Origin of the sequence: Enterobacter roggenkampii, assembly GCF_001729805.1 — a bacterium.
Taxonomy (GTDB): Bacteria; Pseudomonadota; Gammaproteobacteria; order Enterobacterales; family Enterobacteriaceae; genus Enterobacter; species Enterobacter roggenkampii.
Window position 1 is genome coordinate 1,023,601 of record NZ_CP017184.1, and the last position, 23,058, is coordinate 1,046,658.

The 23,058-nt window shown below is 56.7% G+C and carries 22 protein-coding genes and 1 other RNA gene; 17 read left to right on the forward strand and 6 right to left on the reverse strand.

What is annotated here, in order from left to right; translation table 11 throughout:
* Positions 1-73 precede the first annotated feature (73 nt).
* The 5 genes from lon to BFV67_RS04730 all read left to right on the forward strand — a co-directional run bounded on the left by lon (position 74) and on the right by BFV67_RS04730 (position 6,022).
* On the forward strand, positions 74-2,428 hold the full coding sequence (gene lon / locus BFV67_RS04710; protein WP_008503315.1) for an endopeptidase La: 2,355 nt from the start codon (positions 74-76) through the stop codon (positions 2,426-2,428).
* A gap of 210 nt (positions 2,429-2,638) precedes the next feature.
* A complete protein-coding gene (hupB, locus tag BFV67_RS04715; RefSeq protein ID WP_002444653.1) occupies positions 2,639-2,911 on the forward strand; it encodes a nucleoid-associated protein HU-beta in 273 nt (90 codons plus the stop codon).
* A gap of 212 nt (positions 2,912-3,123) precedes the next feature.
* Complete coding sequence (gene ppiD / locus BFV67_RS04720; RefSeq protein ID WP_023326792.1) at positions 3,124-4,995, forward strand: peptidylprolyl isomerase; 1,872 nt, start codon at positions 3,124-3,126, stop codon at positions 4,993-4,995.
* Between the two features lie 148 nt (positions 4,996-5,143).
* Positions 5,144-5,524: a helix-hairpin-helix domain-containing protein gene (locus BFV67_RS04725; RefSeq protein WP_023343490.1), complete on the forward strand. Its 381-nt coding sequence runs from the start codon at positions 5,144-5,146 to the stop codon at positions 5,522-5,524.
* 99 nt (positions 5,525-5,623) lie between these two features.
* Positions 5,624-6,022, forward strand: a complete 399-nt coding sequence (locus BFV67_RS04730; protein ID WP_021241651.1) for a YbgC/FadM family acyl-CoA thioesterase — start codon at positions 5,624-5,626, stop codon at positions 6,020-6,022.
* A 61-nt stretch (positions 6,023-6,083) separates the two neighbouring features.
* Here BFV67_RS04730 and queC read toward each other — a convergent pair whose 3' ends face one another.
* Positions 6,084-6,779: a 7-cyano-7-deazaguanine synthase QueC gene (queC, locus tag BFV67_RS04735; protein ID WP_025912627.1), complete on the reverse strand. Its 696-nt coding sequence runs from the start codon at positions 6,777-6,779 to the stop codon at positions 6,084-6,086.
* A 66-nt stretch (positions 6,780-6,845) separates the two neighbouring features.
* A complete protein-coding gene (locus tag BFV67_RS04740) occupies positions 6,846-8,546 on the reverse strand; it encodes an SgrR family transcriptional regulator (protein ID WP_069597930.1) in 1,701 nt (566 codons plus the stop codon).
* A gap of 101 nt (positions 8,547-8,647) precedes the next feature.
* Between BFV67_RS04740 and cof the strand changes: the two genes are divergently transcribed.
* Positions 8,648-9,466, forward strand: a complete 819-nt coding sequence (cof, locus tag BFV67_RS04745) for an HMP-PP phosphatase (RefSeq protein ID WP_025912629.1) — start codon at positions 8,648-8,650, stop codon at positions 9,464-9,466.
* Positions 9,467-9,506: 40 nt separating this feature from the next.
* On the opposite strand, the gene BFV67_RS04750 is transcribed toward cof, so the two are convergent.
* Positions 9,507-10,553, reverse strand: coding sequence for a PLP-dependent cysteine synthase family protein (locus BFV67_RS04750; RefSeq protein WP_008503308.1), 1,047 nt, complete (start codon positions 10,551-10,553; stop codon positions 9,507-9,509).
* Positions 10,554-10,668: 115 nt separating this feature from the next.
* Here BFV67_RS04750 and BFV67_RS04755 point away from each other — a divergent pair, with 115 nt between their 5' ends.
* From BFV67_RS04755 to amtB, 5 genes are all read left to right on the forward strand, one after another.
* Positions 10,669-11,127 (forward strand): Lrp/AsnC family transcriptional regulator, encoded by a 459-nt coding sequence (locus tag BFV67_RS04755; protein WP_008503307.1) that lies wholly within the window; start codon positions 10,669-10,671, stop codon positions 11,125-11,127.
* Between the two features lie 30 nt (positions 11,128-11,157).
* Complete coding sequence (locus BFV67_RS04760; RefSeq protein WP_069597931.1) at positions 11,158-12,930, forward strand: SmdA family multidrug ABC transporter permease/ATP-binding protein; 1,773 nt, start codon at positions 11,158-11,160, stop codon at positions 12,928-12,930.
* Positions 12,923-14,704, forward strand: a complete 1,782-nt coding sequence (locus tag BFV67_RS04765) for a SmdB family multidrug efflux ABC transporter permease/ATP-binding protein (RefSeq protein WP_059360286.1) — start codon at positions 12,923-12,925, stop codon at positions 14,702-14,704. Before BFV67_RS04760 ends, BFV67_RS04765 begins: the two co-directional genes overlap by 8 nt.
* 220 nt (positions 14,705-14,924) lie before the next feature.
* Entirely contained in the window at positions 14,925-15,263 is a 339-nt protein-coding gene (gene glnK, locus BFV67_RS04770; RefSeq protein ID WP_008503304.1) for a P-II family nitrogen regulator, read from the forward strand.
* 35 nt (positions 15,264-15,298) lie between these two features.
* Positions 15,299-16,588, forward strand: a complete 1,290-nt coding sequence (gene amtB / locus BFV67_RS04775) for an ammonium transporter AmtB (protein WP_008503303.1) — start codon at positions 15,299-15,301, stop codon at positions 16,586-16,588.
* A 95-nt stretch (positions 16,589-16,683) separates the two neighbouring features.
* Here the strand turns inward: amtB and tesB are convergent, their stop codons facing one another.
* Positions 16,684-17,544: an acyl-CoA thioesterase II gene (tesB, locus tag BFV67_RS04780; RefSeq protein WP_023293157.1), complete on the reverse strand. Its 861-nt coding sequence runs from the start codon at positions 17,542-17,544 to the stop codon at positions 16,684-16,686.
* A gap of 203 nt (positions 17,545-17,747) precedes the next feature.
* Here tesB and BFV67_RS04785 point away from each other — a divergent pair, with 203 nt between their 5' ends.
* The gene (locus BFV67_RS04785; RefSeq protein ID WP_008503301.1) at positions 17,748-18,275 is read left to right on the forward strand and encodes a YbaY family lipoprotein; all 528 of its coding nucleotides are present in this window, start codon (positions 17,748-17,750) and stop codon (positions 18,273-18,275) included.
* Positions 18,276-18,307: 32 nt separating this feature from the next.
* On the opposite strand, the gene BFV67_RS04790 is transcribed toward BFV67_RS04785, so the two are convergent.
* The gene (locus BFV67_RS04790) at positions 18,308-18,619 is read right to left on the reverse strand and encodes an MGMT family protein (RefSeq protein ID WP_032674266.1); all 312 of its coding nucleotides are present in this window, start codon (positions 18,617-18,619) and stop codon (positions 18,308-18,310) included.
* Positions 18,620-18,789: 170 nt separating this feature from the next.
* On the opposite strand from BFV67_RS04790, the gene ffs reads away from it, so the two are divergent.
* The 3 genes from ffs (at position 18,790) to BFV67_RS04805 (ending at position 19,612) form a co-directional block, all read left to right on the forward strand.
* Positions 18,790-18,886: signal recognition particle sRNA small type (gene ffs, locus BFV67_RS04795), an RNA gene on the forward strand.
* A gap of 262 nt (positions 18,887-19,148) precedes the next feature.
* Positions 19,149-19,400, forward strand: a complete 252-nt coding sequence (locus tag BFV67_RS04800) for a hypothetical protein (RefSeq protein ID WP_021241644.1) — start codon at positions 19,149-19,151, stop codon at positions 19,398-19,400.
* Positions 19,397-19,612: a hypothetical protein gene (locus BFV67_RS04805; protein WP_008503298.1), complete on the forward strand. Its 216-nt coding sequence runs from the start codon at positions 19,397-19,399 to the stop codon at positions 19,610-19,612. The genes BFV67_RS04800 and BFV67_RS04805 overlap by 4 nt, the downstream gene beginning before the upstream one ends.
* A gap of 83 nt (positions 19,613-19,695) precedes the next feature.
* Here BFV67_RS04805 and yczR read toward each other — a convergent pair whose 3' ends face one another.
* Positions 19,696-21,117 (reverse strand): MocR-like transcription factor YczR, encoded by a 1,422-nt coding sequence (yczR, locus tag BFV67_RS04810; protein WP_069597932.1) that lies wholly within the window; start codon positions 21,115-21,117, stop codon positions 19,696-19,698.
* A gap of 86 nt (positions 21,118-21,203) precedes the next feature.
* Here yczR and yczE point away from each other — a divergent pair, with 86 nt between their 5' ends.
* The gene (gene yczE, locus BFV67_RS04815) at positions 21,204-21,815 is read left to right on the forward strand and encodes a membrane protein YczE (protein WP_021241642.1); all 612 of its coding nucleotides are present in this window, start codon (positions 21,204-21,206) and stop codon (positions 21,813-21,815) included.
* Positions 21,816-21,893: 78 nt separating this feature from the next.
* Positions 21,894-22,964 (forward strand): LacI family DNA-binding transcriptional regulator, encoded by a 1,071-nt coding sequence (locus BFV67_RS04820; protein WP_069597933.1) that lies wholly within the window; start codon positions 21,894-21,896, stop codon positions 22,962-22,964.
* Positions 22,965-23,058 lie beyond the last annotated feature (94 nt).

Consider the following 23,058-nt stretch of genomic DNA (forward strand, 5'->3'; position numbering starts at 1 on the left):
ACATGTTAATGGTTATGTGAAGCACAGTGACATGACCAGCTTACCTGGCGGACACTAACTAAGAGAGAGCTCTATGAATCCTGAGCGTTCTGAACGCATTGAAATCCCCGTATTGCCGTTGCGCGATGTGGTGGTTTATCCGCACATGGTCATACCCTTATTTGTAGGGCGGGAAAAATCTATCCGTTGCCTCGAAGCCGCTATGGATCATGATAAAAAAATCATGCTGGTGGCGCAGAAAGAAGCATCAACGGATGAGCCGGGTGTAAACGATCTTTTCACCGTCGGGACCGTGGCCTCTATTTTGCAGATGCTGAAGCTGCCTGACGGCACCGTGAAGGTGCTGGTAGAAGGCCTGCAGCGTGCGCGTATTACCACTCTGTCAGACGACGGCGAACACTTCTCTGCGAAGGCAGAGTACCTTGATTCGCCTGAACTTGATGAGCGCGAACAGGAAGTGCTGGTGCGCACCGCGATTAGCCAGTTTGAAGGCTATATCAAGCTGAACAAGAAAATCCCACCAGAAGTGCTGACGTCGCTGAACAGCATCGACGATCCTGCACGTCTGGCGGACACCATCGCTGCCCATATGCCGCTGAAGCTGGCTGACAAACAGTCCGTGCTGGAAATGTCCGACGTTAACGAACGTCTGGAATACCTGATGGCGATGATGGAGTCTGAAATCGATCTGCTGCAGGTTGAGAAGCGTATTCGCAACCGCGTGAAAAAGCAGATGGAAAAATCTCAGCGTGAGTACTATCTGAATGAGCAAATGAAGGCCATTCAGAAAGAGCTGGGCGAGATGGACGACGCGCCGGACGAAAACGAAGCACTGAAGCGCAAGATCGATGCGGCGAAGATGCCGAAAGAGGCGAAAGAGAAAGCGGAAGCAGAACTGCAGAAGCTGAAAATGATGTCTCCGATGTCGGCTGAAGCGACCGTGGTTCGCGGCTACATTGAGTGGATGGTACAGGTTCCTTGGAACGCCCGCAGCAAGGTCAAAAAAGACCTGCGTCAGGCGCAGGAAATCCTGGATACCGACCACTACGGCCTGGAACGTGTGAAAGACCGCATTCTTGAGTACCTTGCGGTACAGAGCCGTGTGAATAAAATTAAAGGCCCGATTCTGTGCCTGGTAGGACCGCCGGGGGTGGGTAAAACCTCTCTGGGCCAGTCCATCGCTAAAGCGACCGGACGTAAGTATATCCGTATGGCGCTGGGCGGCGTACGCGATGAAGCGGAAATCCGCGGTCACCGCCGTACCTACATCGGTTCTATGCCGGGTAAACTGATCCAGAAGATGGCGAAAGTGGGCGTTAAAAACCCGCTGTTCCTGCTCGATGAGATCGACAAAATGTCGTCGGACATGCGTGGTGACCCTGCGTCTGCGCTGCTGGAGGTGCTTGATCCAGAACAGAACGTGGCGTTCAGCGATCACTACCTGGAAGTGGATTACGACCTGAGCGACGTGATGTTTGTCGCGACGTCGAACTCCATGAATATTCCGGCCCCGCTGCTGGACCGTATGGAAGTGATCCGTCTCTCCGGCTATACCGAAGACGAGAAGCTGAACATCGCGAAACAGCACCTGCTGCCGAAACAGATTGAGCGTAACGCGCTGAAAGCCAACGAGCTGACCGTCGAGGACAGCGCGATTATTGGCATCATCCGCTACTATACCCGTGAAGCGGGCGTGCGTAGCCTTGAGCGTGAAATCTCTAAACTGTGCCGTAAGGCGGTGAAACAGCTGTTGCTGGATAAGAGCCTGAAACACATCACGATTAATGGTGATAACCTGCATGCCTATCTCGGCGTTCAACGCTTCGACTATGGTCGCGCGGATAACGAAAACCGCGTTGGCCAGGTCACCGGTCTGGCATGGACGGAAGTGGGCGGCGATCTGCTGACCATCGAAACCGCCTGTGTACCGGGTAAAGGCAAGCTGACCTATACCGGCTCGCTGGGTGAAGTGATGCAGGAGTCCATTCAGGCGGCGCTGACCGTGGTGCGCGCGCGCGCGGAGAAACTGGGTATCAACCCGGATTTCTACGAAAAACGCGACATCCACGTACACGTACCTGAAGGGGCGACGCCGAAAGATGGTCCAAGCGCGGGTATTGCCATGTGTACCGCTCTGGTTTCTTGCCTGACAGGTAACCCGGTGCGTGCTGATGTGGCAATGACCGGTGAAATCACCCTGCGCGGTCAGGTTCTGCCAATCGGTGGCTTAAAAGAAAAACTGCTGGCGGCGCATCGTGGTGGGATCAAAACCGTATTGATCCCTTACGAAAACAAACGCGATCTGGAAGAGATTCCGGACAACGTGATTGCCGATCTGCAGATCCATCCTGTTAAGCGAATTGAGGAAGTACTTAGTCTCGCATTGCAGAATGAACCGTCAGGAATGCAGGTTGTAACCGCAAAATAGTGACCTCGCGCAAAGAGCGTCAATAAAAACAAGGCTGGTAAGTCATTTCGCACTTGCCAGCCTTTTTTTGTATAGCTAATTTAGATTGCTGATTAGGTCAGCCATCAACAACGGGTGTTGTAAGGTCATGGCAGGCCTGATATAACTGCTGCGCGGTCGCGTTGTGAAGGATTCAGGCGCGATATAAATTATAAAGAGAGGAAGAGAACAGTGAATAAATCTCAACTGATTGACAAAATTGCTGCTGGTGCTGATATTTCTAAAGCTGCAGCTGGACGTGCGTTAGATGCATTAATTGCTTCTGTTACTGAATCTCTGCAGGCTGGGGACGACGTTGCACTGGTAGGCTTCGGTACTTTTGCTGTTAAAGAGCGTGCTGCCCGTACTGGCCGCAACCCTCAGACCGGTAAAGAGATCACCATTGCTGCCGCTAAAGTGCCGGGTTTCCGTGCAGGTAAAGCGCTGAAAGACGCAGTAAACTGATTGCTTTCCCGTTTCAGGGAAGCCGGATAGTACAAGGGCGCATCGTTTGATGTGCCTTTTTTGTTTGTCCAGACCTGATTTGTGCGAGTTTATGCGAGTTGTGGGCTGACAATCGCCCCGTTTTCTTGTCACAATACGACTTTACGCGCGACGGGCAGGATTTTCCGTCAGCGTCAGGTAACCAGTCACCTACAGCGGAGTGTTGTTACACCATGATGGACAGCTTACGCACGGCTGCTAACAGTCTCGTGCTCAAGATTATTTTCGGTATCATTATCGTGTCGTTCATATTGACCGGCGTGAGCAGTTACCTTATTGGCGGTGGCGCGAACTATGCCGCAAAAGTGAATGGCCAGGAGATCAGCCGCGGCCAGTTCGAGAATGCTTTTGCCGGTGAACGTAACCGTATGCAGCAACAGCTGGGCGACCAATTCTCTGAACTGGCAGCAAACGAAGGGTATATGAAGACCCTGCGTCAGCAGACGCTGAACCGTCTTATCGACGAAGCGCTGCTGGATCAGTATGCCAAAAAACTCGGCCTTGGCATTAGCGATGAGCAGGTGAAAAAAGCCATCTTCTCTACGCAAGCCTTCCAGTCTAACGGTAAATTCGACAACGCGCGTTACAACAGCATCGTCAACCAGATGGGGATGACGGCCGATCAGTACGCGCAGGCGCTGCGTAACCAACTGACCACCCAGCAGCTCATCAATGCCGTTGTTGGCACCGATTTCATGCTCAAAGGCGAAACGGATGAACTGGCTGCGCTGGTGGCGCAGCAGCGCGTTGTACGTGAAGCGACCATTGATGTTAACGCCCTGGCGGCGAAACAGCAGGTGAGCGACGCTGACATTAACGCCTGGTACGAGCAGAACAAGAATACCTTTGTTTCTCCAGAACAGTTCCGCGTGAGCTACATCAAGCTGGATGCGGCTGCGCTGCAGGAAAGCGCGTCTGACGCGGAAATCCAGTCTTACTACGACCAGCATCAGGATCAGTTCACACAGCCGCAGCGTAACCGCTACAGCGTGATTCAGACCAAAACCGAGGCGGATGCCAAAGCGGTACTGGATGAGCTGAACAAAGGCGCTGATTTTGCGACCGTCGCGAAAGCGAAATCCACCGACATTATCTCTGCGAAAAACGGCGGCGATATGGGCTGGCTGGAAGACGCGACCACGCCGGACGAGCTGAAAAATGCCGGTCTGAAAGAGAAAGGCCAACTGTCTGGCGTCATTAAATCTTCCGTAGGTTTCCTGGTCGTGCGTCTGGACGACATCACCGCGGCGAAAACCAAGCCGCTGGCTGAGGTTCGTGACGATATCGCGGCAAAAGTGAAGCAGGAAAAAGCGCTGGATGCCTACTATGCGCTGCAGCAGAAAGTGAGTGATGCTGCCAGCAACGACAACGAATCTCTGGCGGGTGCCGAGCAGGCGGCTGGGGTGAAAGCGGTTGAGACGGGCTGGTTTGGTCGTGACAACCTGCCGGAAGAGCTGAACTTCAAACCGGTTTCTGATGCCATCTTCAACGGTGGTCTGGTTGGTGAGAACGGCACGCCGGGCAGTAACTCAGACATCATTACCGTCGATGGCGATCGTGCGTTTGTGCTGCGCGTCAGCGAGCACAAGCCAGAAGCGGTCAAACCGCTGGCGGAAGTGAAGGATCAGGTCGTCGCTCAGGTTAAGCACAACAAAGCGGAACAGCAGGCGAAACTGGATGCTGAGAAGATTCTGGCCGATCTGAAAGCGGGTAAACAGGACGCGCTGAAAGCGGCTGGCCTGAGCTTCGGTGAAGCGAAAACGCTGAGCCGTACCGGTCAGGACCCTATCAGCCAGGCCGCGTTTGGCCTGACTCTGCCGGCGAAAGACAAGCCAAGCTTCGGCACCACTACCGATATGCAGGGTAACGTCGTTCTGCTGGCGCTGGATGAAGTGAAAGCCGGCACTCTGCCAGACGCGCAGAAGAAGGCGATGGTCCAGGGGATTACCCAGAACAATGCCCAGATTGCCTTCGAAGCCATGATGAGCAACCTGCGTAAAGAGGCCAAAATTAAGCTGGGCGATATCATTACTCAGCAGCAATAATTACGTATCTGCTCGCAGATTTTCGCAACGCTCTGCAATAACTAAAGGCCGCTTTCGCGGCCTTTTCCATTTCTGCACTCTGTTGTTTGTGCCTCTTTTATCGGGCGGCTATCGTGACGTGGCTGTCTACAAACAAGGAGATAACAGCATGAAATGTGGAATCAAAGCACTGTTAATTACGCTGGCTATTGCCACCACCGGTATGAGCGCGGGCGCACTGGCGGCGGCACCTGCCGCTAAACCACAGGCGGTACAGAGTAAGACCGACGCCGCAGCGCCGGGGCAGGGGCAAACCAAAGCGACTGACGTTGGTAAAAACGTGGATGATGACGGTACGCGAGTCAGCATCAATTCGGCCTCTGCGGAAGAGCTGGCCCGCGTGATGAACGGCGTCGGGCTGAAAAAAGCGCAGGCCATCGTAAGCTATCGTGAAGAGTATGGTCCTTTCAAAACGGTCGACGACCTCAAGCAGGTTCCGGGCATGGGGAGCGCGCTGGTTGAGCGCAACCTCGCACACCTGACGTTGTAATCTCACAATTACTTGCACAGCGGCAAAATTTTGCCAGGATAAAGAGGTCATACCAGTTATGACCTCTCATCCTACAATAACAGTAAAGGCTATTGCGCTATGCAGACAAAAATAAAAGTACGCGGTTTTCACCTCGACGTTTACCAGCATGTGAACAATGCCCGCTACCTGGAGTTTCTTGAGGAAGCGCGCTGGGACGGGCTGGAAAACAGCGAAAGCTTTCAGTGGATGACCGCGCACAACATCGCCTTCGTGGTCGTCAATATCAATATCAACTACCGTCGCCCTGCCGTGTTGGGCGATGTGCTCACGGTGACCAGCCAGGTGCAGCAGATCAATGGCAAAAGCGGCGTGTTAAGCCAGGTGGTTACGCTCGATCCCGAAGGGCAGGTGGTGGCTGATGCGTTGATCACCTTTGTCTGTATCGATCTGAAAACGCAGAAAGCGCTGCCGCTGGAAGGGGAATTGCGCGAAAAGCTGGAACTGATGATCGTGTAACACAGGTTCAGGCTTACCCGTGCTGTCGACACCTGTTATGCGACAGCACGGTCAGGTCGCCCTATTTAAGCCCGGTTTTTTTCTGCATTGCGGCCATCACGCCGGCTTTATTGGCAAGATAGTGGTTCAGCCCGTTAGCGCGCAGATTACAGGCGGCGCACTGGCCGCAACCGTCGCCTTTAATGCCGTTGTAGCAGGTGAGGGTTTCGCTGCGAACCAGGTCCAGCTTGCCCCAGTAGTCGGCCAGCGCCCAGGTTTCGGCTTTATCCAGCCACATCAGCGGGGTTTCAAAGCGCGTCTCTTTCGCCATCCCCAGATTGACGGCGTGATTTAACGCCTTCACGAACTCATCACGACAGTCCGGGTAGCCGGAGAAGTCTGTTTCACACACGCCCGTGATCACCGCTTCGGCTTTTACCTGGTAGGCATAAATTGCCGTCAGGGTGAGGAACAGAATATTGCGGCCCGGCACGAAGGTATTCGGAATGCCGCTGGCATCGGGTTCGTAGTCCGGGACGGGAATACTGTCCCGGGTGAGGCTACTCACGGCCAGTTCATTTAACAGCGTAACGTCCAGCACCTTATGCGCGCGTGCCCCCAGTTTCAGGGCCAGTTCACGGGCAACGTCGATCTCAGCGCGATGACGCTGACCATAATCGAAAGTGACACAGTGAACCTCATCGTACTGATGAAGAGCCTGGACCAGGCAGGTAGTAGAGTCTTGTCCTCCGCTGAACACGACGACGGCACGTTTCATAAATCATCTCGACTGTTACGGTAAAAACGTTATGTTACCGTCTGCCTGTGGCGGCGACCAGCTTCTTCACGATTTGGGGGCGGGCAGCCAGGCTTCGGTAAAATCAAACCAGCCGCGGGTGTTGAGGCGAATCCCATTCACGCCCGGCGGCGCGCTGATCTGATACTGATAATTAAAGAGCGGCGTCAGCACTGCATTTTCCATTAATCGGCTATAAATGGCCTTCAGGCCCGCGTGCCGATCCCGAGCTTCGGCCTGAGTCTGTACCGCATCCAGCGTGGCTTGCAAATGGGCGTACGCCGGTGCGCTTAACACGTGTGGCCAAAGCGTATCGCAGCGCAGCCACTGCTCAAGCGTATACGCTGGCGCTTCGCCAATCAGCCTGTCGCCCATCATGATGTCTGCTTCGGCAAGCTGCTGGCATCCGTCCCACGTCTTGGCGTCATGAAAGATGACGGTCAGCTCACACCCCTGTAGCGCCAGGTACGTCTTCAACTGGCTGGCCATGGTGTGAAGCTCAACGGGAAGATGGTAAACCAGCGTCAGTGCTTCAGGCAGGGCAACATCGGTTAAATCAGTCCATTCGGGGATTGTCCAGCCGGGAAGCAGTTCCCCGGTGGGGGTGATGAGCCCTTCGTTTAGCGGAAGCGTGTGGAGAAGCCTGGAGTGATGAATGATATTAATCAGCCGCTTTGCCTGGTTCTCACTCAGGCGTGCGCTCTGTTTTAGCGTGAGGTAACAGAACCCCAGGCTGGTGCTGCTGCTTACCAGCCGCAGACTTTCCAGCTCGTCGGCCTCACCAATCGCGATTTGCACCGGGTGACGGCAGCTGGTACCCAACCTGTGATCAAAAAGCTGGGGTGTGATCCAGTATTCGATGGCTTTGAGCAGCGGATGGCTCAGGTGGTACTGCTCATGGCTTTCCAGACGAACCAGGTCGGGTTCAAAGGCGACCAGCCGAAAGGGGCCGCTGCCAATCGTCGAATGGTCGGGATGCGCCAGACGGCTACAGTAGGTTGCCAGCCTGTGCGGCAGCCAGTAGTCCGGATGATGCAGCGTAAACGTCAGACACTGCGGATGCGTTGTTTCGATACAGAGGACGCTCTGGAACAGGGTGCGCAGGGCGGGAAGCGTCAATAGCGCGGTCAGGCTTCGCTGGAGATGCGCCGTTTCAATTTTATCGCCGTTATGCCAGTGCAGCGTGGAGCGAATGTAGAAATGCCAGCGCAGGCCATCATCCGACACATCCCAGTGATGCGCCAGATCGCCCGTAGGTTCACTGCTGTTGCCGTGAAATCGCGTCAAACCTGAGAAGACTTGCCCTGCCAGATGCTGCTCTGCCCGACCCGGTAAAAAGCCCGGCTGAAGCGGCTCCAGTGAGCGGTAGTAGGGAATGCGCAGCGTCGGCGTGTCGTTTTGCCACTGCCCACCCAAAAACGGGTGCAGCAGCGCACGCAAATCTTCGGGAGCAAGCTGCGCCAGCTCGAGGGCGTTATGCTGCTGCCCGCTTTTTAGCGCTTCTTCCATCATCGTATTGCGCAGTGATTCCGGAGTGACGTGAAACGTCAGCGCACCGCGCCTTCCACGCCCGGATTGCGCGCGCCAGGTCAGCCAGCCCGCCTCCTGGGCCTGACGCAGCAGAGTACGGACATGTCGCTCGCTACAAAAGCAGCGGCTGGCAAGTTCATTTACGGTTACCTGCTGCGGCGCGCCAGCGGAAGGTTGCCACAGGCGTTGATACTGGTTAAGACGGTTAAGCTGGCGCATAAGAAACCCGGAACAATAATTCTCATCTATTCACTATTACTTCCGTATATCTCACACGATACTGATGCACAAGTTAACCGCATCACATTTCGGGAGTAATCATGGCTCGGCTCGCTGCATTTGATATGGACGGTACGCTGTTAATGCCGGATCACCGTTTAGGGGAGAAAACCCTGAACACGCTGAAGCGCCTGCACGAGCGTAATGTCACCCTGACGTTTGCCACCGGGCGTCATGTTCTGGAAATGCGCCATTTGCTGGGCGCGTTTGCCCTCGATGCCTTTCTGATCACCGGTAACGGGACGCGAATTCACTCTGTAGAAGGCGATGTGCTGTACCGACAGGATCTCAACCCGGAAGTGGCGGATATCGTGCTGCACAGTACCTGGGACACGCACGCCAGCATCCACGTCTTTAACGATCGGGGCTGGTTTACCGGAAGCGACATCCCGGAATTATTGCACGCGCATGTGTATAGCGGTTTTAAATACCAGCTTATCGATCTGCGTCGGATCCCCGCCCATGCGGTGACCAAGATCTGCTTCTGCGGCGATCACGACGATCTCTGTCGCTTACGGATCCAACTGAATGAGGCGCTGGGCGACCGGGCGCACCTGACCTTCTCGGCGGTGGATTGCCTGGAAGTGCTGCCGGTGGGCTGCAACAAAGGTTCCGCTCTGGCGGTGCTGAGCGACCACCTGGGCTTAACGCTGCAGGAGTGTATGGCGTTCGGTGACGCCATGAACGACCGCGAAATGCTGGGTAGCGTAGGTCGCGGTCTGATCATGGGGAATGCGATGGCGCAGCTGAAAGCAGAACTTCCCCATCTGCCGGTTATCGGTCACTGCCGTAATGAAGCAGTGTCCCATTTTTTGACGCATTGGCTGGACAATAACAACCTCCCATATTCCCCCGAATAGTGAGACCCTTCCAGCAAGCCAGACTTCGGTCTGGCTTTTTTTATTTCAGCAGTTGAGCAATCTGCGCCTTCCAGGGGGCGATATCACCGATGTTGGCCTGCACCCACTCCGCATTGTAGTAGGTCTCGAGATAACGCTCGCCGCTGTCGCACAGCAGCGTGACGATGGAACCGGTGCGTCCCGCTTCGCGCATACGTGCGGCAAGCTGCAGCGCGCCCCACATATTGGTGCCCGTCGAGGCGCCCACTTTGCGGCCCAGCTGCGTTTCCAGCCAGTGCGCCGTTGCCACGCTGGCGGCATCCGGCACGCGCATCATCTCGTCCACAACGTCGGGGATGAAAGAGGGCTCAACGCGCGGACGGCCAATCCCTTCAATCTTACTCCCCACCGGGCTGCGCAGACCGGCATCGCGGTTTTGCCAGTAGTCGAGGAACACGGAGTTCTGCGGGTCAACTACCATCAGCTGGGTATCGTAACCCTGACAGCGGATATAGCGTCCGATCGTGGCTGACGTACCGCCGGTACCGGCGCTCATCACAATGTAGGACGGAACCGGATGCGGTTCGTGGGTCATCTGGCGGAAGATACTGTCGGCAATGTTGTTATTCCCGCGCCAGTCCGTCGCGCGCTCGGCGAAGGTGAACTGGTCCATATAGTGGCCGTTCAGCTCACGAGCCAGCATTTCAGAGGCGGCGTAGATTTCGCAGGCGCTTTCCACAAAGTGGCAGCGACCGCCGTAAAATTCGATCTGTTCGATTTTGCGTTTTGCGGTGCAGGAGGGCATCACCGCAATAAACGGCAGACCCAGCAGGCGGGCGAAATAGGCTTCGGACACCGCCGTTGAACCGGAAGAGGATTCAATGATGGTGGTGCCTTCTTTAATCCAGCCGTTACATAAACCGTATAAAAACAGCGAGCGCGCCAGGCGATGCTTCAGGCTGCCGGTAGGATGGGTGCTTTCATCTTTCAGATAGAGCTGAATGCCGTCAAATCCCGGCAGGGAAAGGCGAATCAGGTGCGTATCCGCCGAGCGCTGATAGTCGGCATTGATTTCGCTGATCGCATGTTTAACCCAGGTGCTATTCATCGTCGTTATCCGTTTGTCATTTTGTGCCTAGCATAGCGAAAAGCACAGAAAAAATTGTTGCTATCTGGCCTTTAAAATAGAATTAAGGGAGAAAAATTTTCTCTGTGAGGTGGGTATGCTAGATAAAATTGACCGCAAGCTCCTTTCATTGCTGCAAAGTGACTGTACCCTCTCTTTGCAGGCGCTGGCAGATGCCGTTAATCTGACCACCACCCCGTGCTGGAAGCGGCTTAAGAAGCTGGAAGATGACGGTATTCTTCTGGGGCGCGTCGCGCTGTTAGATCCTGAAAAACTGGGGCTTGGGTTGACGGCATTTGTGCTGATAAAAACCCAGCATCACAGCAGCGAGTGGTATTGCCGCTTCGTTACCCAGGTGTCTGAGATGCCCGAAGTGCTCGGTTTCTGGCGTATGGCCGGCGAGTACGATTACCTGATGCGCGTCCAGGTGGCCGACATGAAGCGTTATGATGACTTCTACAAGCGGCTGGTGAACAGCGTGCCGGGGTTATCGGACGTCACCTCAAGCTTCGCTATGGAACAGATTAAATACACCACAGCATTACCCATTGAATAACTTCGTAAAATACCTTCAGGAACAAACCGCGTGCGATTATTTGCCCAATTAAGCTGGTACTTTCGTCGGGAGTGGCAACGCTACCTCGGTGCAGTCGCCCTGCTTATTATTATTGCTATCCTGCAGCTGATCCCGCCGAAAGTGGTGGGCTACGTCGTGGATGGCGTCACCGAACAGCATTACACCACCGCACGGGTGTTGATGTGGGTTGGCACGCTGGTACTGACGGCGGTCATTGTTTATCTGCTGCGCTACGTCTGGCGCGTGCTTCTGTTTGGTGCGTCCTATCAGCTGGCCGTTGAGCTGCGTGAAGATTTTTATCGCCAGCTGAGTCGACAGCATCCCGAATTTTATCTGCGCCATCGCACCGGGGATCTTATCGCGCGCGCGACTAACGACGTCGATCGCGTGGTCTTTGCCGCCGGGGAAGGGGTGCTGACGCTGGTGGACTCGCTGGTAATGGGCTGCGCGGTGCTGATCGTCATGTCAACGCAGATCAGCTGGCAGCTGACCCTGCTGGCGCTGCTGCCGATGCCGCTCATGGCGCTGGCGATCAATCGCTACGGCGAACAGCTGCACGAGCGCTTCAAGCTGGCGCAGGCGGCGTTTTCGTCGCTGAACGATCGCACCCAGGAGAGCATGACCAGCATCCGCATGATCAAAGCGTTTGGTCTGGAAGACCGGCAGTCCGCGCTGTTTGCCGCTGATGCGGCCGACACGGGGGCGAAAAACATGCGCGTCGCGCGTATTGACGCTCGATTTGATCCAACGATTTATATCGCAATCGGCATGGCAAATATGCTGGCGATTGGCGGCGGGAGCTGGATGGTGGTGCAGGGCACGCTCACCCTGGGCCAGTTGACCAGCTTTGCCATGTATCTGGGGCTGATGATCTGGCCGATGCTGGCGCTGGCCTGGATGTTTAACATCGTGGAGCGCGGCAGCGCCGCCTACAGCCGTATTCGCGCCATGCTGGCCGAAGCGCCGGTGGTCAATGACGGCAGCGAAGCGTTGCCGGAAGGACGCGGCGCCATGAAAGTCGACGTCCGCACGTTTATCTATCCGCAAACGGAACATCCGGTACTGGAGAACGTCAGTTTTACCCTTCAGCCGGGCCAGATGCTCGGCATCTGCGGCCCGACGGGCTCCGGTAAAAGTACCGTACTCTCGCTGCTCCAGCGTCACTTTGACGTCACCGAGGGCGATATTCGTTTCCATGATATTCCGCTGACCAGGCTGCTGCTGGATGAGTGGCGTGGTCGCCTGGCGGTCGTCAGCCAGACGCCGTTTCTTTTTTCTGACACCGTGGCGAACAACATCGCGCTTGGGTGCCCTGCGGCAACGCAGGAAGAGATCGAGCATGTGGCGCGTTTAGCCAGCGTGCATGATGACATTTTGCGCCTGCCGCAGGGGTACGACACCGAAGTCGGGGAACGCGGCGTCATGCTGTCCGGCGGGCAAAAACAGCGTATCTCCATTGCCCGCGCGCTGCTGCTCAATGCCGAGATCCTGATTCTGGACGATGCGCTCTCCGCCGTGGACGGCCGTACCGAGCATCAGATCCTGCATAACCTGCGCCAGTGGGGCGACGGACGCACGATAATTATCAGTGCCCACCGTTTGTCAGCGCTTACCGAAGCCAGCGAAATTCTGGTTTTGCAGCACGGCCATATTGCCCAGCGCGGGCAGCATGAAACGCTTAGCGAGCAGCCGGGCTGGTATCGCGATATGTACCGCTATCAGCAGCTTGAGGCGGCGCTGGACGATGCGCCGGAGCAGGATGAGGAGGCCGCCAATGCGTAAGCTCGGAACGATGTGGCCGACGCTCAAACGTCTGCTGGCCTACGGCTCGCCGTGGCGTAAACCGCTCTCCGTTGCTGTGCTTTTACTCTGGATTGCGGCGATTGCCGAAGTGAGCGGACCGCTGCTCATCAGCTATTTCATCGACAATATGGTCGCCAAAAGCTACCTGCCGCTCGGGCTGGTGGCGGGGTTAGGCGTGGCCTACGTTGGGTTGCAGCTGGCGGCGGCAGGGCTGCACTATGCGCAGTCGCTGCTGTTTAACCGTGCCGCCGTGGGCGTGGTTCAGCAGTTGCGCACCGATGTGATGGACGCGGCGCTTCGCCAGCCGCTCAGCGAATTTGATACCCAGCCGGTCGGGCAGGTGATTTCGCGCGTGACCAACGATACCGAGGTGATCCGCGATCTGTACGTCACCGTGGTGGCAACCGTGCTGCGCAGCGCGGCGCTGATTGGCGCGATGCTGGTGGCGATGTTCAGCCTCGACTGGCGCATGGCGCTGGTGGCGATAACGATCTTCCCGGCGGTGCTGATCGTCATGGTGATTTACCAGCGTTACAGCACGCCGATTGTGCGCCGGGTGCGCGCCTATCTGGCCGATATCAACGATGGCTTCAACGAAGTGATCAACGGCATGAGCGTCATCCAGCAGTTCCGCCAGCAGGCGCGCTTTGGCGAGCGCATGGGCGAAGCCAGCCGTTCGCACTATATGGCGCGTATGCAGACGCTGCGCCTGGACGGTTTCCTGCTGCGACCGCTGCTGAGCCTGTTCTCGGCGCTGGTGCTGTGCGGGCTGCTGATGCTCTTTGGCCTGAGCGCAAACGGTACGATTGAAGTGGGTGTGCTGTACGCTTTCATTAGCTATCTGGGACGCCTTAACGAGCCGCTGATCGAACTCACTACGCAGCAATCGATGCTGCAACAGGCGGTTGTCGCCGGTGAGCGCGTCTTTGAGCTGATGGACAGGCCGCGCCAGGCCTACGGCAATGACGAGCGACCTCTGCAAAGCGGGGCTATCGCCTTTGATAAGGTCTCATTTGCCTATCGCGAAGACCGTCTGGTGCTGCAGGACATTACGCTCGATGTGCCGTCACGCGGTTTCGTCGCGCTGGTGGGCCACACCGGCAGCGGTAAAAGCACGCTCGCCAGCCTGCTGATGGGCTACTATCCGGTCACGCAAGGCGAAATCCGCCTCGACGGACGTCCGCTCGCGTCGCTTAGCCACACGGTGTTACGCAAAGGCGTTGCGATGGTGCAGCAGGATCCGGTCGTGCTGGCCGATACCTTCTACGCCAACGTAACCTTGGGACGGGACTATTCAGAAGCGCAGGTTTGGGCGGTACTGGAAACGGTGCAGCTGGCAGAGCTGGCGCGCGGGTTCAGCGACGGGATCAACACGAAGCTGGGCGAGCAGGGCAACAATCTTTCCGTGGGGCAAAAACAGCTCCTGGCGCTGGCGCGCGTCCTGATTGAAACACCGCAGGTGCTGATTCTGGACGAAGCCACGGCCAGCATAGATTCTGGAACCGAGCAGGCGATTCAGCAGGCGCTGGCCGCCGTACGCGACCACACGACGCTGGTGGTGATTGCTCACCGGCTCTCCACCATCGTCGACGCGGACACGATTCTGGTGTTGCATCGCGGACAGGCCGTGGAGCGCGGTACGCACCGCGAGCTGCTGGAAGCACAAGGGCGCTACTGGCAGATGTACCAGCTGCAGCTGGCGGGCGAAGAGCTGGCCGCCAGCGTGCGTGATGAAGAGTCCCTTAGCGCCTGATGCACTAAAATGAGGCGCCGCGCTAACAGTCATTCCTGTTGGTGCAAAACTGAAACGCACCCTGCACCGGCATGGTGCGTTTTTTTTCACCGGTTCATTTATCAGAACCGTGTAACGCACATCGCGCCGCGATTCCCTCACGTTTTCATTTCTGGCACATCCCTTGCAATACCTTCCGGGTAAGCTGCGGCCATTACCGAATTCTGACTGGAGGGGATCTATGAAGCTGGTTACGGTTGTAATCAAACCATTCAAACTCGAAGACGTGCGTGAAGCATTGTCTTCAATGGGTATTCAGGGACTGACTGTCACCGAAGTGAAAGGCTTTGGTCGTCAGAAGGGTCATGCCGAGCTTTATCGCGGGGCGGAATACAGCGTTAACTTTCTGCCAAAAGTAAAAATTGATGTCGCGATTGCTGACGATCAGCTTGATGAAGTCATTGATGTCATTAGCAAAGCGGCCTACACCGGCAAAATTGGCGACGGCAAAATTTTCGTTGCCGAACTGCAGCGCGTCATTCGCATCCGTACCGGCGAATCTGACGAAGCGGCACTGTAATTAACGCCTGGCACACAGTGATAGGGATCGAGAAAATGAAGATAGCAACACTTAAAACGGGTCTGGGTTCGCTGGCGCTGCTGCCGGGCCTGGCGCTGGCTGCTGCCCCTGCGGTGGCCGACAAAGCCGATAACGCCTTTATGATGATCAGCACCGCGCTGGTGCTGTTCATGTCCATTCCGGGCATTGCGCTGTTCTACGGCGGTCTGATCCGTGGCAAAAACGTTCTCTCCATGCTGACGCAGGTTGCCGTGACGTTTGCACTGGTCTGCGTGCTTTGGGTGGTTTACGGTTACTCTCTGGCGTTCGGCACGGGTAACGCGTTCTTTGGTAACTTCGACTGGGTGATGCTGAAAAACATTGAACTGACCGCGCTGATGGGCAGCTTCTATCAGTATATTCACGTGGCGTTCCAGGGCTCGTTCGCCTGCATTACCGTCGGGCTGATTGTGGGCGCGCTCGCCGAGCGCATTCGTTTCTCTGCGGTCCTGATCTTCGTGGTGGTCTGGCTGACGCTCTCCTATGTGCCGATTGCGCACATGGTCTGGGGCGGTGGTCTGCTGGCCACGCACGGCGCGCTGGACTTCGCGGGCGGTACCGTTGTCCACATTAACGCCGCGGTCGCGGGTCTGGTGGGCGCTTATCTGATTGGCAAACGCGTGGGCTTCGGTAAAGAGGCGTTCAAACCGCACAACCTGCCGATGGTCTTTACCGGTACTGCGATCCTCTACTTTGGCTGGTTTGGCTTCAACGCCGGCTCAGCAAGTGCGGCCAATGAAATCGCCGCGCTGGCCTTCGTGAACACCGTTGTGGCCACGGCGGGTGCAATCCTCTCCTGGGTGTTTGGCGAGTGGGCGGTGCGCGGTAAACCTTCCCTGCTGGGTGCCTGTTCAGGTGCGATTGCCGGTCTGGTTGGTATCACTCCTGCGTGTGGTTATGTCGGTGTCGGCGGTGCGCTGCTGGTCGGCCTGGTGTCGGGTCTGGCGGGTCTGTGGGGCGTCACCGCACTGAAACGAGTTCTGCGCGTGGATGACCCTTGCGATGTGTTCGGCGTGCACGGCGTGTGCGGAATTGTCGGCTGTATCATGACCGGTATCTTCGCGGCGAAATCGCTCGGTGGCGTGGGCTACGCAGAAGGCGTCACTATGGTTCATCAGGTGCTAGTGCAGCTGGAAAGCATCGCTATCACCGTGGTGTGGTCTGCGGTCGTCGCTTTCATCGGCTACAAGCTGGCGGACATGACGGTGGGCCTGCGCGTACCGGAAGAGCAGGAGCGCGAAGGTCTGGATGTGAACAGCCACGGCGAGAATGCGTATAACGCATGATCTGAGTGTCTTGCCGGGTGGCGGCTTCGCCTTACCCGGCCTACAACAGCACAAAACGTAGGCCCGGTAAGCGTCGCGCCACCGGGCTTTTTACATCAACCTCTGTTACGCATCACCCCTTCCTGCACCGTTGAAGCGACCAGCACGCCGTCCTGAGTATAAAACTCCCCACGTACAAACCCGCGGGCGCTGGATGCCGACGTACTCTCCACACTGTAGAGCAGCCACTCGTTCATGTTGAAGGGACGGTGGAACCACATCGAGTGATCGATCGTCGCGACCTGCATCCCTTTTTCGAGGAAGCCGACGCCGTGCGGCTGCAGCGCCACCGGCAGGAAGTTGAAGTCAGACGCATAGCCCAGCAGATACTGATGGACGCGGAAATCTTCCGGCACGGTGCCGTTGGCGCGGATCCACACCTGGCGTTTTGGCTCGGCGGTGTGGCCTTTCATCGGGTTGTGGAATTCGACGGGGCGGATCTCAAGCGGCTTATCGCAGAGAAACTTCTCTTTAACCTGCGGCGGCAGCAGATGCGCCAATGCGCGAGCGATATCCGTTTCCGATTTAAGATCGTCCGGCGAGGGGGCAGGGGGCATGACCTTCTGATGCTCGTAGCCCGGCTCCGGTGCCTGGAAAGAGGCGGTCATGTAAAAGATCGGCTTACCGTTCTGGATGGCCGCGACGCGGCGCGCGCTGAAGCTGTTGCCGTCTCGCAGAACTTCAACGTCATACACGATGGGTTTGGCGCTATCGCCAGGGCGTAAAAAGTAGCTGTGGAATGAATGCACCAGACGGTCTGCCGGGACAGTCTCCTTTGCAGCGTACAGCGCTTGTCCAACGACTTGCCCACCGAAGACCTGGCGTAAGCCGAGATCTTCGCTCTGTCCGCGAAAGAGTCCTTCCTCAATTTTTTCCAGATTCAGTAATGTCAGCAGATTGTTCAGTGCCTGACTCATAGTTGTCCTCAATAAACGCCGTAGCGAAAGATAGGCAGAGTATAACGCAGAAATGAAAGTGGTCCGATGGGTAGAATAATCTGAATATCGGGATGATTTCAGGCATTAATCAGTGAGTTGTGCCACACTTAAAAACGTTATGTGATTGAAACGACATCGGATGGGATCGATCCCGCTGGTGCATTGATGATAAGGAGACTTCAATGAAACTCGTGCCTATGCTAAGTGGTGTAGCGATTGCGGTGGCGTTGTCCGCCTGTGCCGGTAAGAGCGCCCAGGTGCCAGTGCCAGCAGCTGACCCGAACGGGATTAATACCCTTTCGCAGCAGTCCATTCAGCAGCCTAACGTTTCCGGTACCATCTGGATTAAACAGAAAGTTGCGTTGCCGCCGGATGCGGTATTAACGGTGACGCTGTCTGATGCTTCCCTGGCCGACGCGCCGTCGAAAGTCGTGGCCCAGCGTGCCGTCCGTACTGAAGGCAAACAGGCACCGTTTAGCTTCGTGTTGCCGTATAACCCGTCGGACGTGCAGCCTAATGCCCGTATTCTGCTGAGCGCAGCGGTCACCATCAACGGTAAGCTGGTGTTTATCACCGATACGGTCCAGGAAGCGATTAACAACGGTGGAACCAAAATCGACCTGAACCTGGTGCCAGTACAGCAGACCGAAGTGCCGGTCGCACCGCAAACCAATCAGCCGTCTCTGCCAACCCCTCCGACGCAGATGTAATAGGGTTATTCCCCTCTCCTTAGGGAGAGGGGTCAGTACACCCACCGGTACTTCTGTAAATCGATCTTACCCGACCCTGACACCTGCACCCCTTCTGAAAGTAACGCCTGACGCTGACGCTGGAGATCCGGCCCGGTGAGTGAGATGGCGCCATGACGGTTCACCACTCGATGCCAGGGCAGTGTACTGCCTTCCGGCAGCCGTTTCAGGACGCCTCCAACCTGTCGCGCCGCGCGCGGGGAACCGGCCAGGCGCGCGACATCACCATAGGTGGTGACATAGCCTTCCGGGATTGAAGCCACGATTTGCCATACGCGCTGTGGAAAAGAGTCCTGCTCGTCCATACCTTCACCTGCGGGGAGTTTCTGGAGAGCCATGGTAAACGAAGATCGCCCTGATTGCTGCGCCTGTTTGCGCAAGAAACCAGCATCCGGTTCCTGGCGGCTTGCAATTGGGCCTTCGCACAGGGATAATGCGCCAGCGCGTTGGTTATCAACGCTCTCAATGGGGGCTCTGTTGGTTCTCCCGCAACGCTACTCTGTTCACCAGGTCAGGTCCGGAAGGAAGCAGCCAGGGCAGACGACGTGTGTGCCGGGATGTAGCTGGCAGGGCCCCCACCCATTTCTGAGCCTCTGCGTTCTTCCCTGATTTGTGCCTCTTCCCTGGTCGTTATTCCCTAATAAGATTATGCCTATAGCATGTAATATATATTTCATCGCGCTGAAATATTAATGTCATAAACTTGTAATAATAGTCGGGCATTTTATCCTTGGCCGTCTATTTTCTGGCAAAACTCAAAAAAATATATATCTGGATAACATTGTTAACTTCGTGTATTAAATAAAGTACTTATTCCGAAGGGAAGTGATAAACATGGCTACAGCGGTATTAAACGTTAAGATTGATGACGCGCTAAAAGAAAGGCTTCGCCACTATGCGGAAGTGAATAACGAGAATTTAAGCGTGACGACAGAGAAACTGCTGCTGCTGGCATTCGAAGCAGTAGAAGAGGCGGGAGTATCGGAAGAGGATATTGATAATCAGCATACGGAAGAAGAGAATGTTTCTCCCTTTACTCCTAAAGAAATCAAGGCTCTACGTAAACTTCTGAAGAAGAGAAAATGAAACAACAACTGTCAACTGCCAGTGACTACAAAGAGGCCTGCGATTTGTTGCGTTCAGGCTACGTGAAGCATGTACGTCTTGGCTGGAATGTCGGAAGTGATGAGTTCTTTCGTATTGCGTCTGACTGGTGTGATACTGGCGCAAAAATAAAGAAAGACGGTGAAAACTTCGTTATTTCACTGAAAGGGTTTCCTATTCCTGCTCAGCATTAATTCCGGACTGGTGAAAACTGCTGACTGTATCCATGACAGTCAGCAGTTTTTATTTTTTATGATCGGCTTCAAACTTTTTGCTATTAAATCACGCTGCGTTTAACGGCTGGCACGTTTTTATTCAGGGCGAGCCATAACGGTTTAATCCTCAGCAGCGCCTGTTCAAGCTCTGTCGGCTCGAGCGAGAAGGGCATCCGCAAATAGCGGTCAAACGCACCCGATAAACCAAACCGCGTACCGGTCCCCAGATTTATCCCCAGAATCTCAGCCCGCGCGGCAAGCTGCGTCGCCAGCATGCCGGGGAGCTCAATCCAGTATGAGAGCCCGCCCTCTGCTTCATGGAATGTCCACTCCGGGAAATGTTCACGCAGCAGTTCACCGCATCGATCGCGTCGTTCCGCCAGCATTTTGCGGCGTGCGGGTAGAAACGTCTCGCTGTTGTTGATGAGCCACAGCGCCGCCAGCTGTTCCAGCAGCGGCGAGCCTAAATCCAGCGTATCGCGCGTCTGGGCAAGCGTGGCGATCGTGCGCGAGGACGCGCGGATCCAGCCGAGACGCAGCCCGCCCCAGAAGCTTTTTCCGGCAGAACCTAAGGTGATGACGGTGGCCTGCGGGTTAAAGGAGGCCAGCGGGGGCGGAGGAGGGGCGTCAAACCAGAGATCCACCATCGTTTCATCCACCACCAGCGTCGTACGGGTTTGCGCAGCAATATCGGTAATGGCCTGACGGGTCGCGACATCCATGCAGCGCCCGGTGGGGTTATGAAAATCAGGCATCAGGTACGCCAGGCGCGGCGCGGTCTGGGCAAGCGTGGCGGCGAAGCCGTCCGTATCCCAGCCCGTTTCCGGCAGCGACACCCCCACGGGCCGACACTGCGCGCCCTGAATGGCGGCAATCGCCAGCGGATAGGTGGGATGATCGACCACGACGCGATCCCCGGGCCCGGCCATCATCCGCAGGACCAGCGCGAAGCCGCTGACGGCGCCATTGACCACCATTACTTCGTCCGCGCGGGTGGGAAGGCCCCGCGCGGTATAGCGCGCAGCGATGGCCTCCCGCAGCGTCGGGAGCCCTAGCTGATCGTAACCCGTCAGCGCGAGGTGCTGCGTAATGGCCGTGAGCGCGTGGGTATACGCCTGGTGGATTTCCGGCCCGGCATTGAGGGCGGCAGTGGAGAGATCCAGTGCGGCACTCGCCGCGGAAAGCGTGGGAACGGCGCGCGTATCCGGGAGGATCACGCGTGACCCGCTGCCGTGGCGGCTTTCAAGATATCCCTCCTCGCGCAGATGGGCGAGGGCGCTGCTGATGGTGGTCCGGCTCACGTCCAGCGCCGTGGCCAGCTCGCGCTCCCCCGGTAGCCGTGTATTCAATGCCAGACGTCCGTCAAGGATTAACAGGCGCAGCGCATTGGCCAGCTGCCGCCAGAGCGGCGTGCGGGATGAGGTTTGCTGCCAGTGGCCTAAAAGGCGTACCAGAGACTGGCTTCCGAAGCGACGTGACGACATATGCAGTCCACTATTTGAAAACTGGACATTAATCATAGTGCCATTTTAGGCCAGGATGAAAGCCTGGTTCACTGGAGAAGATAAAAATGGTACGTCGTCTGCTACAACTCTATGTCGGTTTAGGACTGTATGGCCTGTCCACCGCGATGTTTATTCGTTCCGATTTGGGTGTCGATCCCTGGGATGTTTTTCACCTTGGGGTGGGGATACAGCTGGGGATGACTATCGGGACGGTGATCATTTTAACCGGTGCTGCGGTGCTGCTGCTGTGGATCCCCCTGCGCCAGATGCCGGGCCTGGGCACCATCAGCAACGTGATTTGTATCGGTCTGGCGGCGGATGCCAGCATGGCGCTTATCCCGGAACTGGACTCGTTACCTGTGCGCATCGCTTTCCTGGTGTCGGGTATCGTGATGAACGCGATTGCGACCAGCATGTACATTGGCGCCGGTTTTGGGCCTGGCCCGCGCGACGGCCTGATGACCGGCATTCATGCCCGGCTGGGGTGGTCCATTCGCAGCGTGCGTACCTCTATTGAGGTGTCCGTCCTGCTGATTGGGTGCGTGCTTGGCGGCACGTTTGGGGTGGGAACGGTAGTATACGCCCTGACCATTGGCCCACTTATCCAGCTCTGTCTGCCCTGGTTCCGCCAGAAGCCGAGCGTTGCTGAAATTGCGCAGCCGGAGCGGGTTGTTTAATTTTGCGAAGCGCTCACATGTTTTAACGGCGTCGCTGTGCCACAATAATGGGCCCCGACTCACGCGATGCCACAATGCATGAAAGCTATCACTCTCTATGATGTCGCCCTCCTTGCGGGGGTTTCTTATCAGACCGTCTCTCGCGTCATTAACGACGCGGAGCATGTCTCTGTCCGTACCCGGGAAAAGGTGCAGCAGGCGATGGCGGAGCTGCACTACGTGCCTAACCTGCGGGCACAGCAGCTGGCGGGTAAACGCACCCGCACGCTGGGACTCATCACCACCGATCTGGCCCTGCATGCGCCCTCGCAAATTGTGTCGGCGGTAAAATCCCGGGCGGCGGAACAGGGGGCGAGCGTCCTTATCTCCATGGTGGAGCAACCGCAGCAGTGTCAGGCCGCGCTTCAGGCGCTGCTGGCACAGCGGGTGGACGCGCTGCTGGTGAATGTTCCGCTTGATGATGAACACGCCGAACAGCTGAGGGCGCTGGCGTCGCCCGTTCCGGTGCTTTTTCTTGATGTCTCGCCTTCAGCACAGGTAAACAGCCTCGTATTTAACGCCGTACAGGGGGCGCATCTGGGCGTTGAGCACCTGCTGTCGCTGGGGCATCAGCGCATTGCCCTGTTGAGCGGGCCGGAAAGCTCGGTCTCTGCTCGGGCGCGTCTGGCGGGGTGGAAAGCGGCTCTGGCCCGCGCGGGGCATGAAGCCGCTGCGGTGGCCTACGGAGACTGGAGCGCGGCCAGCGGTTATGAGAAAGGACATGTGCTGCTGTCGGGTACCGCATTGCCGGATGCCATTCTGGTGGCGAACGATCAAATGGCGCTGGGGGTAATGCGCGCCTGCGCGGAAAAGGGGATCGCGATTCCAGGTCAGATGTCGGTGGTCGGGTTCGACGATACGGCTGACAGCGCCTGGTTTTCCCCGCCGCTGACGACCATTCGCCAGGCGTTTCGCGAGGCGGGCGAGCGCAGCGTGGAGTGGCTGCTGGCGCCCACCGAAGGCGAGACGTGCTGGCAGGTTCAGCTGCCGGTGACGCTGGTTACCCGCCATTCCAGCGCGCGTCGTGCGCCGCAGCAGGCCGAACGCGAGGATCTGGCGCAGCAGCTCAGAAGCCTGGCTCTCCTGGCCGAGCAGCTTGTGCGCAAATAAGACTTTTGTGATCGGACTCGCTACCCTGCGATTGAATGCTTTACCGTCGCAGAATGCCAGGGCATGTTAACCAAAATTGTGAGCGCTTCGCAAA

What these genes read in the sequence shown, in the direction of transcription:
- BFV67_RS04790 (WP_032674266.1), bottom strand. Translation starts at nt 18,619, where the DNA reads ATGGACGAGCAGGACTCTTTTCCACAGCGCGTATGGCAAATCGTGGCT.
- BFV67_RS04805 (WP_008503298.1), top strand. Translation starts at nt 19,397, where the DNA reads ATGAAACAACAACTGTCAACTGCCAGTGACTACAAAGAGGCCTGCGAT.
- amtB (WP_008503303.1), top strand. Translation starts at nt 15,299, where the DNA reads ATGAAGATAGCAACACTTAAAACGGGTCTGGGTTCGCTGGCGCTGCTG.
- yczE (WP_021241642.1), top strand. Translation starts at nt 21,204, where the DNA reads ATGGTACGTCGTCTGCTACAACTCTATGTCGGTTTAGGACTGTATGGC.
- BFV67_RS04800 (WP_021241644.1), top strand. Translation starts at nt 19,149, where the DNA reads ATGGCTACAGCGGTATTAAACGTTAAGATTGATGACGCGCTAAAAGAA.
- cof (WP_025912629.1), top strand. Translation starts at nt 8,648, where the DNA reads ATGGCTCGGCTCGCTGCATTTGATATGGACGGTACGCTGTTAATGCCG.
- BFV67_RS04725 (WP_023343490.1), top strand. Translation starts at nt 5,144, where the DNA reads ATGAAATGTGGAATCAAAGCACTGTTAATTACGCTGGCTATTGCCACC.
- lon (WP_008503315.1), top strand. Translation starts at nt 74, where the DNA reads ATGAATCCTGAGCGTTCTGAACGCATTGAAATCCCCGTATTGCCGTTG.
- ppiD (WP_023326792.1), top strand. Translation starts at nt 3,124, where the DNA reads ATGATGGACAGCTTACGCACGGCTGCTAACAGTCTCGTGCTCAAGATT.
- queC (WP_025912627.1), bottom strand. Translation starts at nt 6,779, where the DNA reads ATGAAACGTGCCGTCGTCGTGTTCAGCGGAGGACAAGACTCTACTACC.
- BFV67_RS04820 (WP_069597933.1), top strand. Translation starts at nt 21,894, where the DNA reads ATGAAAGCTATCACTCTCTATGATGTCGCCCTCCTTGCGGGGGTTTCT.
- yczR (WP_069597932.1), bottom strand. Translation starts at nt 21,117, where the DNA reads ATGTCGTCACGTCGCTTCGGAAGCCAGTCTCTGGTACGCCTTTTAGGC.
- glnK (WP_008503304.1), top strand. Translation starts at nt 14,925, where the DNA reads ATGAAGCTGGTTACGGTTGTAATCAAACCATTCAAACTCGAAGACGTG.
- BFV67_RS04750 (WP_008503308.1), bottom strand. Translation starts at nt 10,553, where the DNA reads ATGAATAGCACCTGGGTTAAACATGCGATCAGCGAAATCAATGCCGAC.
- BFV67_RS04730 (WP_021241651.1), top strand. Translation starts at nt 5,624, where the DNA reads ATGCAGACAAAAATAAAAGTACGCGGTTTTCACCTCGACGTTTACCAG.
- tesB (WP_023293157.1), bottom strand. Translation starts at nt 17,544, where the DNA reads ATGAGTCAGGCACTGAACAATCTGCTGACATTACTGAATCTGGAAAAA.
- BFV67_RS04755 (WP_008503307.1), top strand. Translation starts at nt 10,669, where the DNA reads ATGCTAGATAAAATTGACCGCAAGCTCCTTTCATTGCTGCAAAGTGAC.
- BFV67_RS04740 (WP_069597930.1), bottom strand. Translation starts at nt 8,546, where the DNA reads ATGCGCCAGCTTAACCGTCTTAACCAGTATCAACGCCTGTGGCAACCT.
- BFV67_RS04785 (WP_008503301.1), top strand. Translation starts at nt 17,748, where the DNA reads ATGAAACTCGTGCCTATGCTAAGTGGTGTAGCGATTGCGGTGGCGTTG.
- BFV67_RS04765 (WP_059360286.1), top strand. Translation starts at nt 12,923, where the DNA reads ATGCGTAAGCTCGGAACGATGTGGCCGACGCTCAAACGTCTGCTGGCC.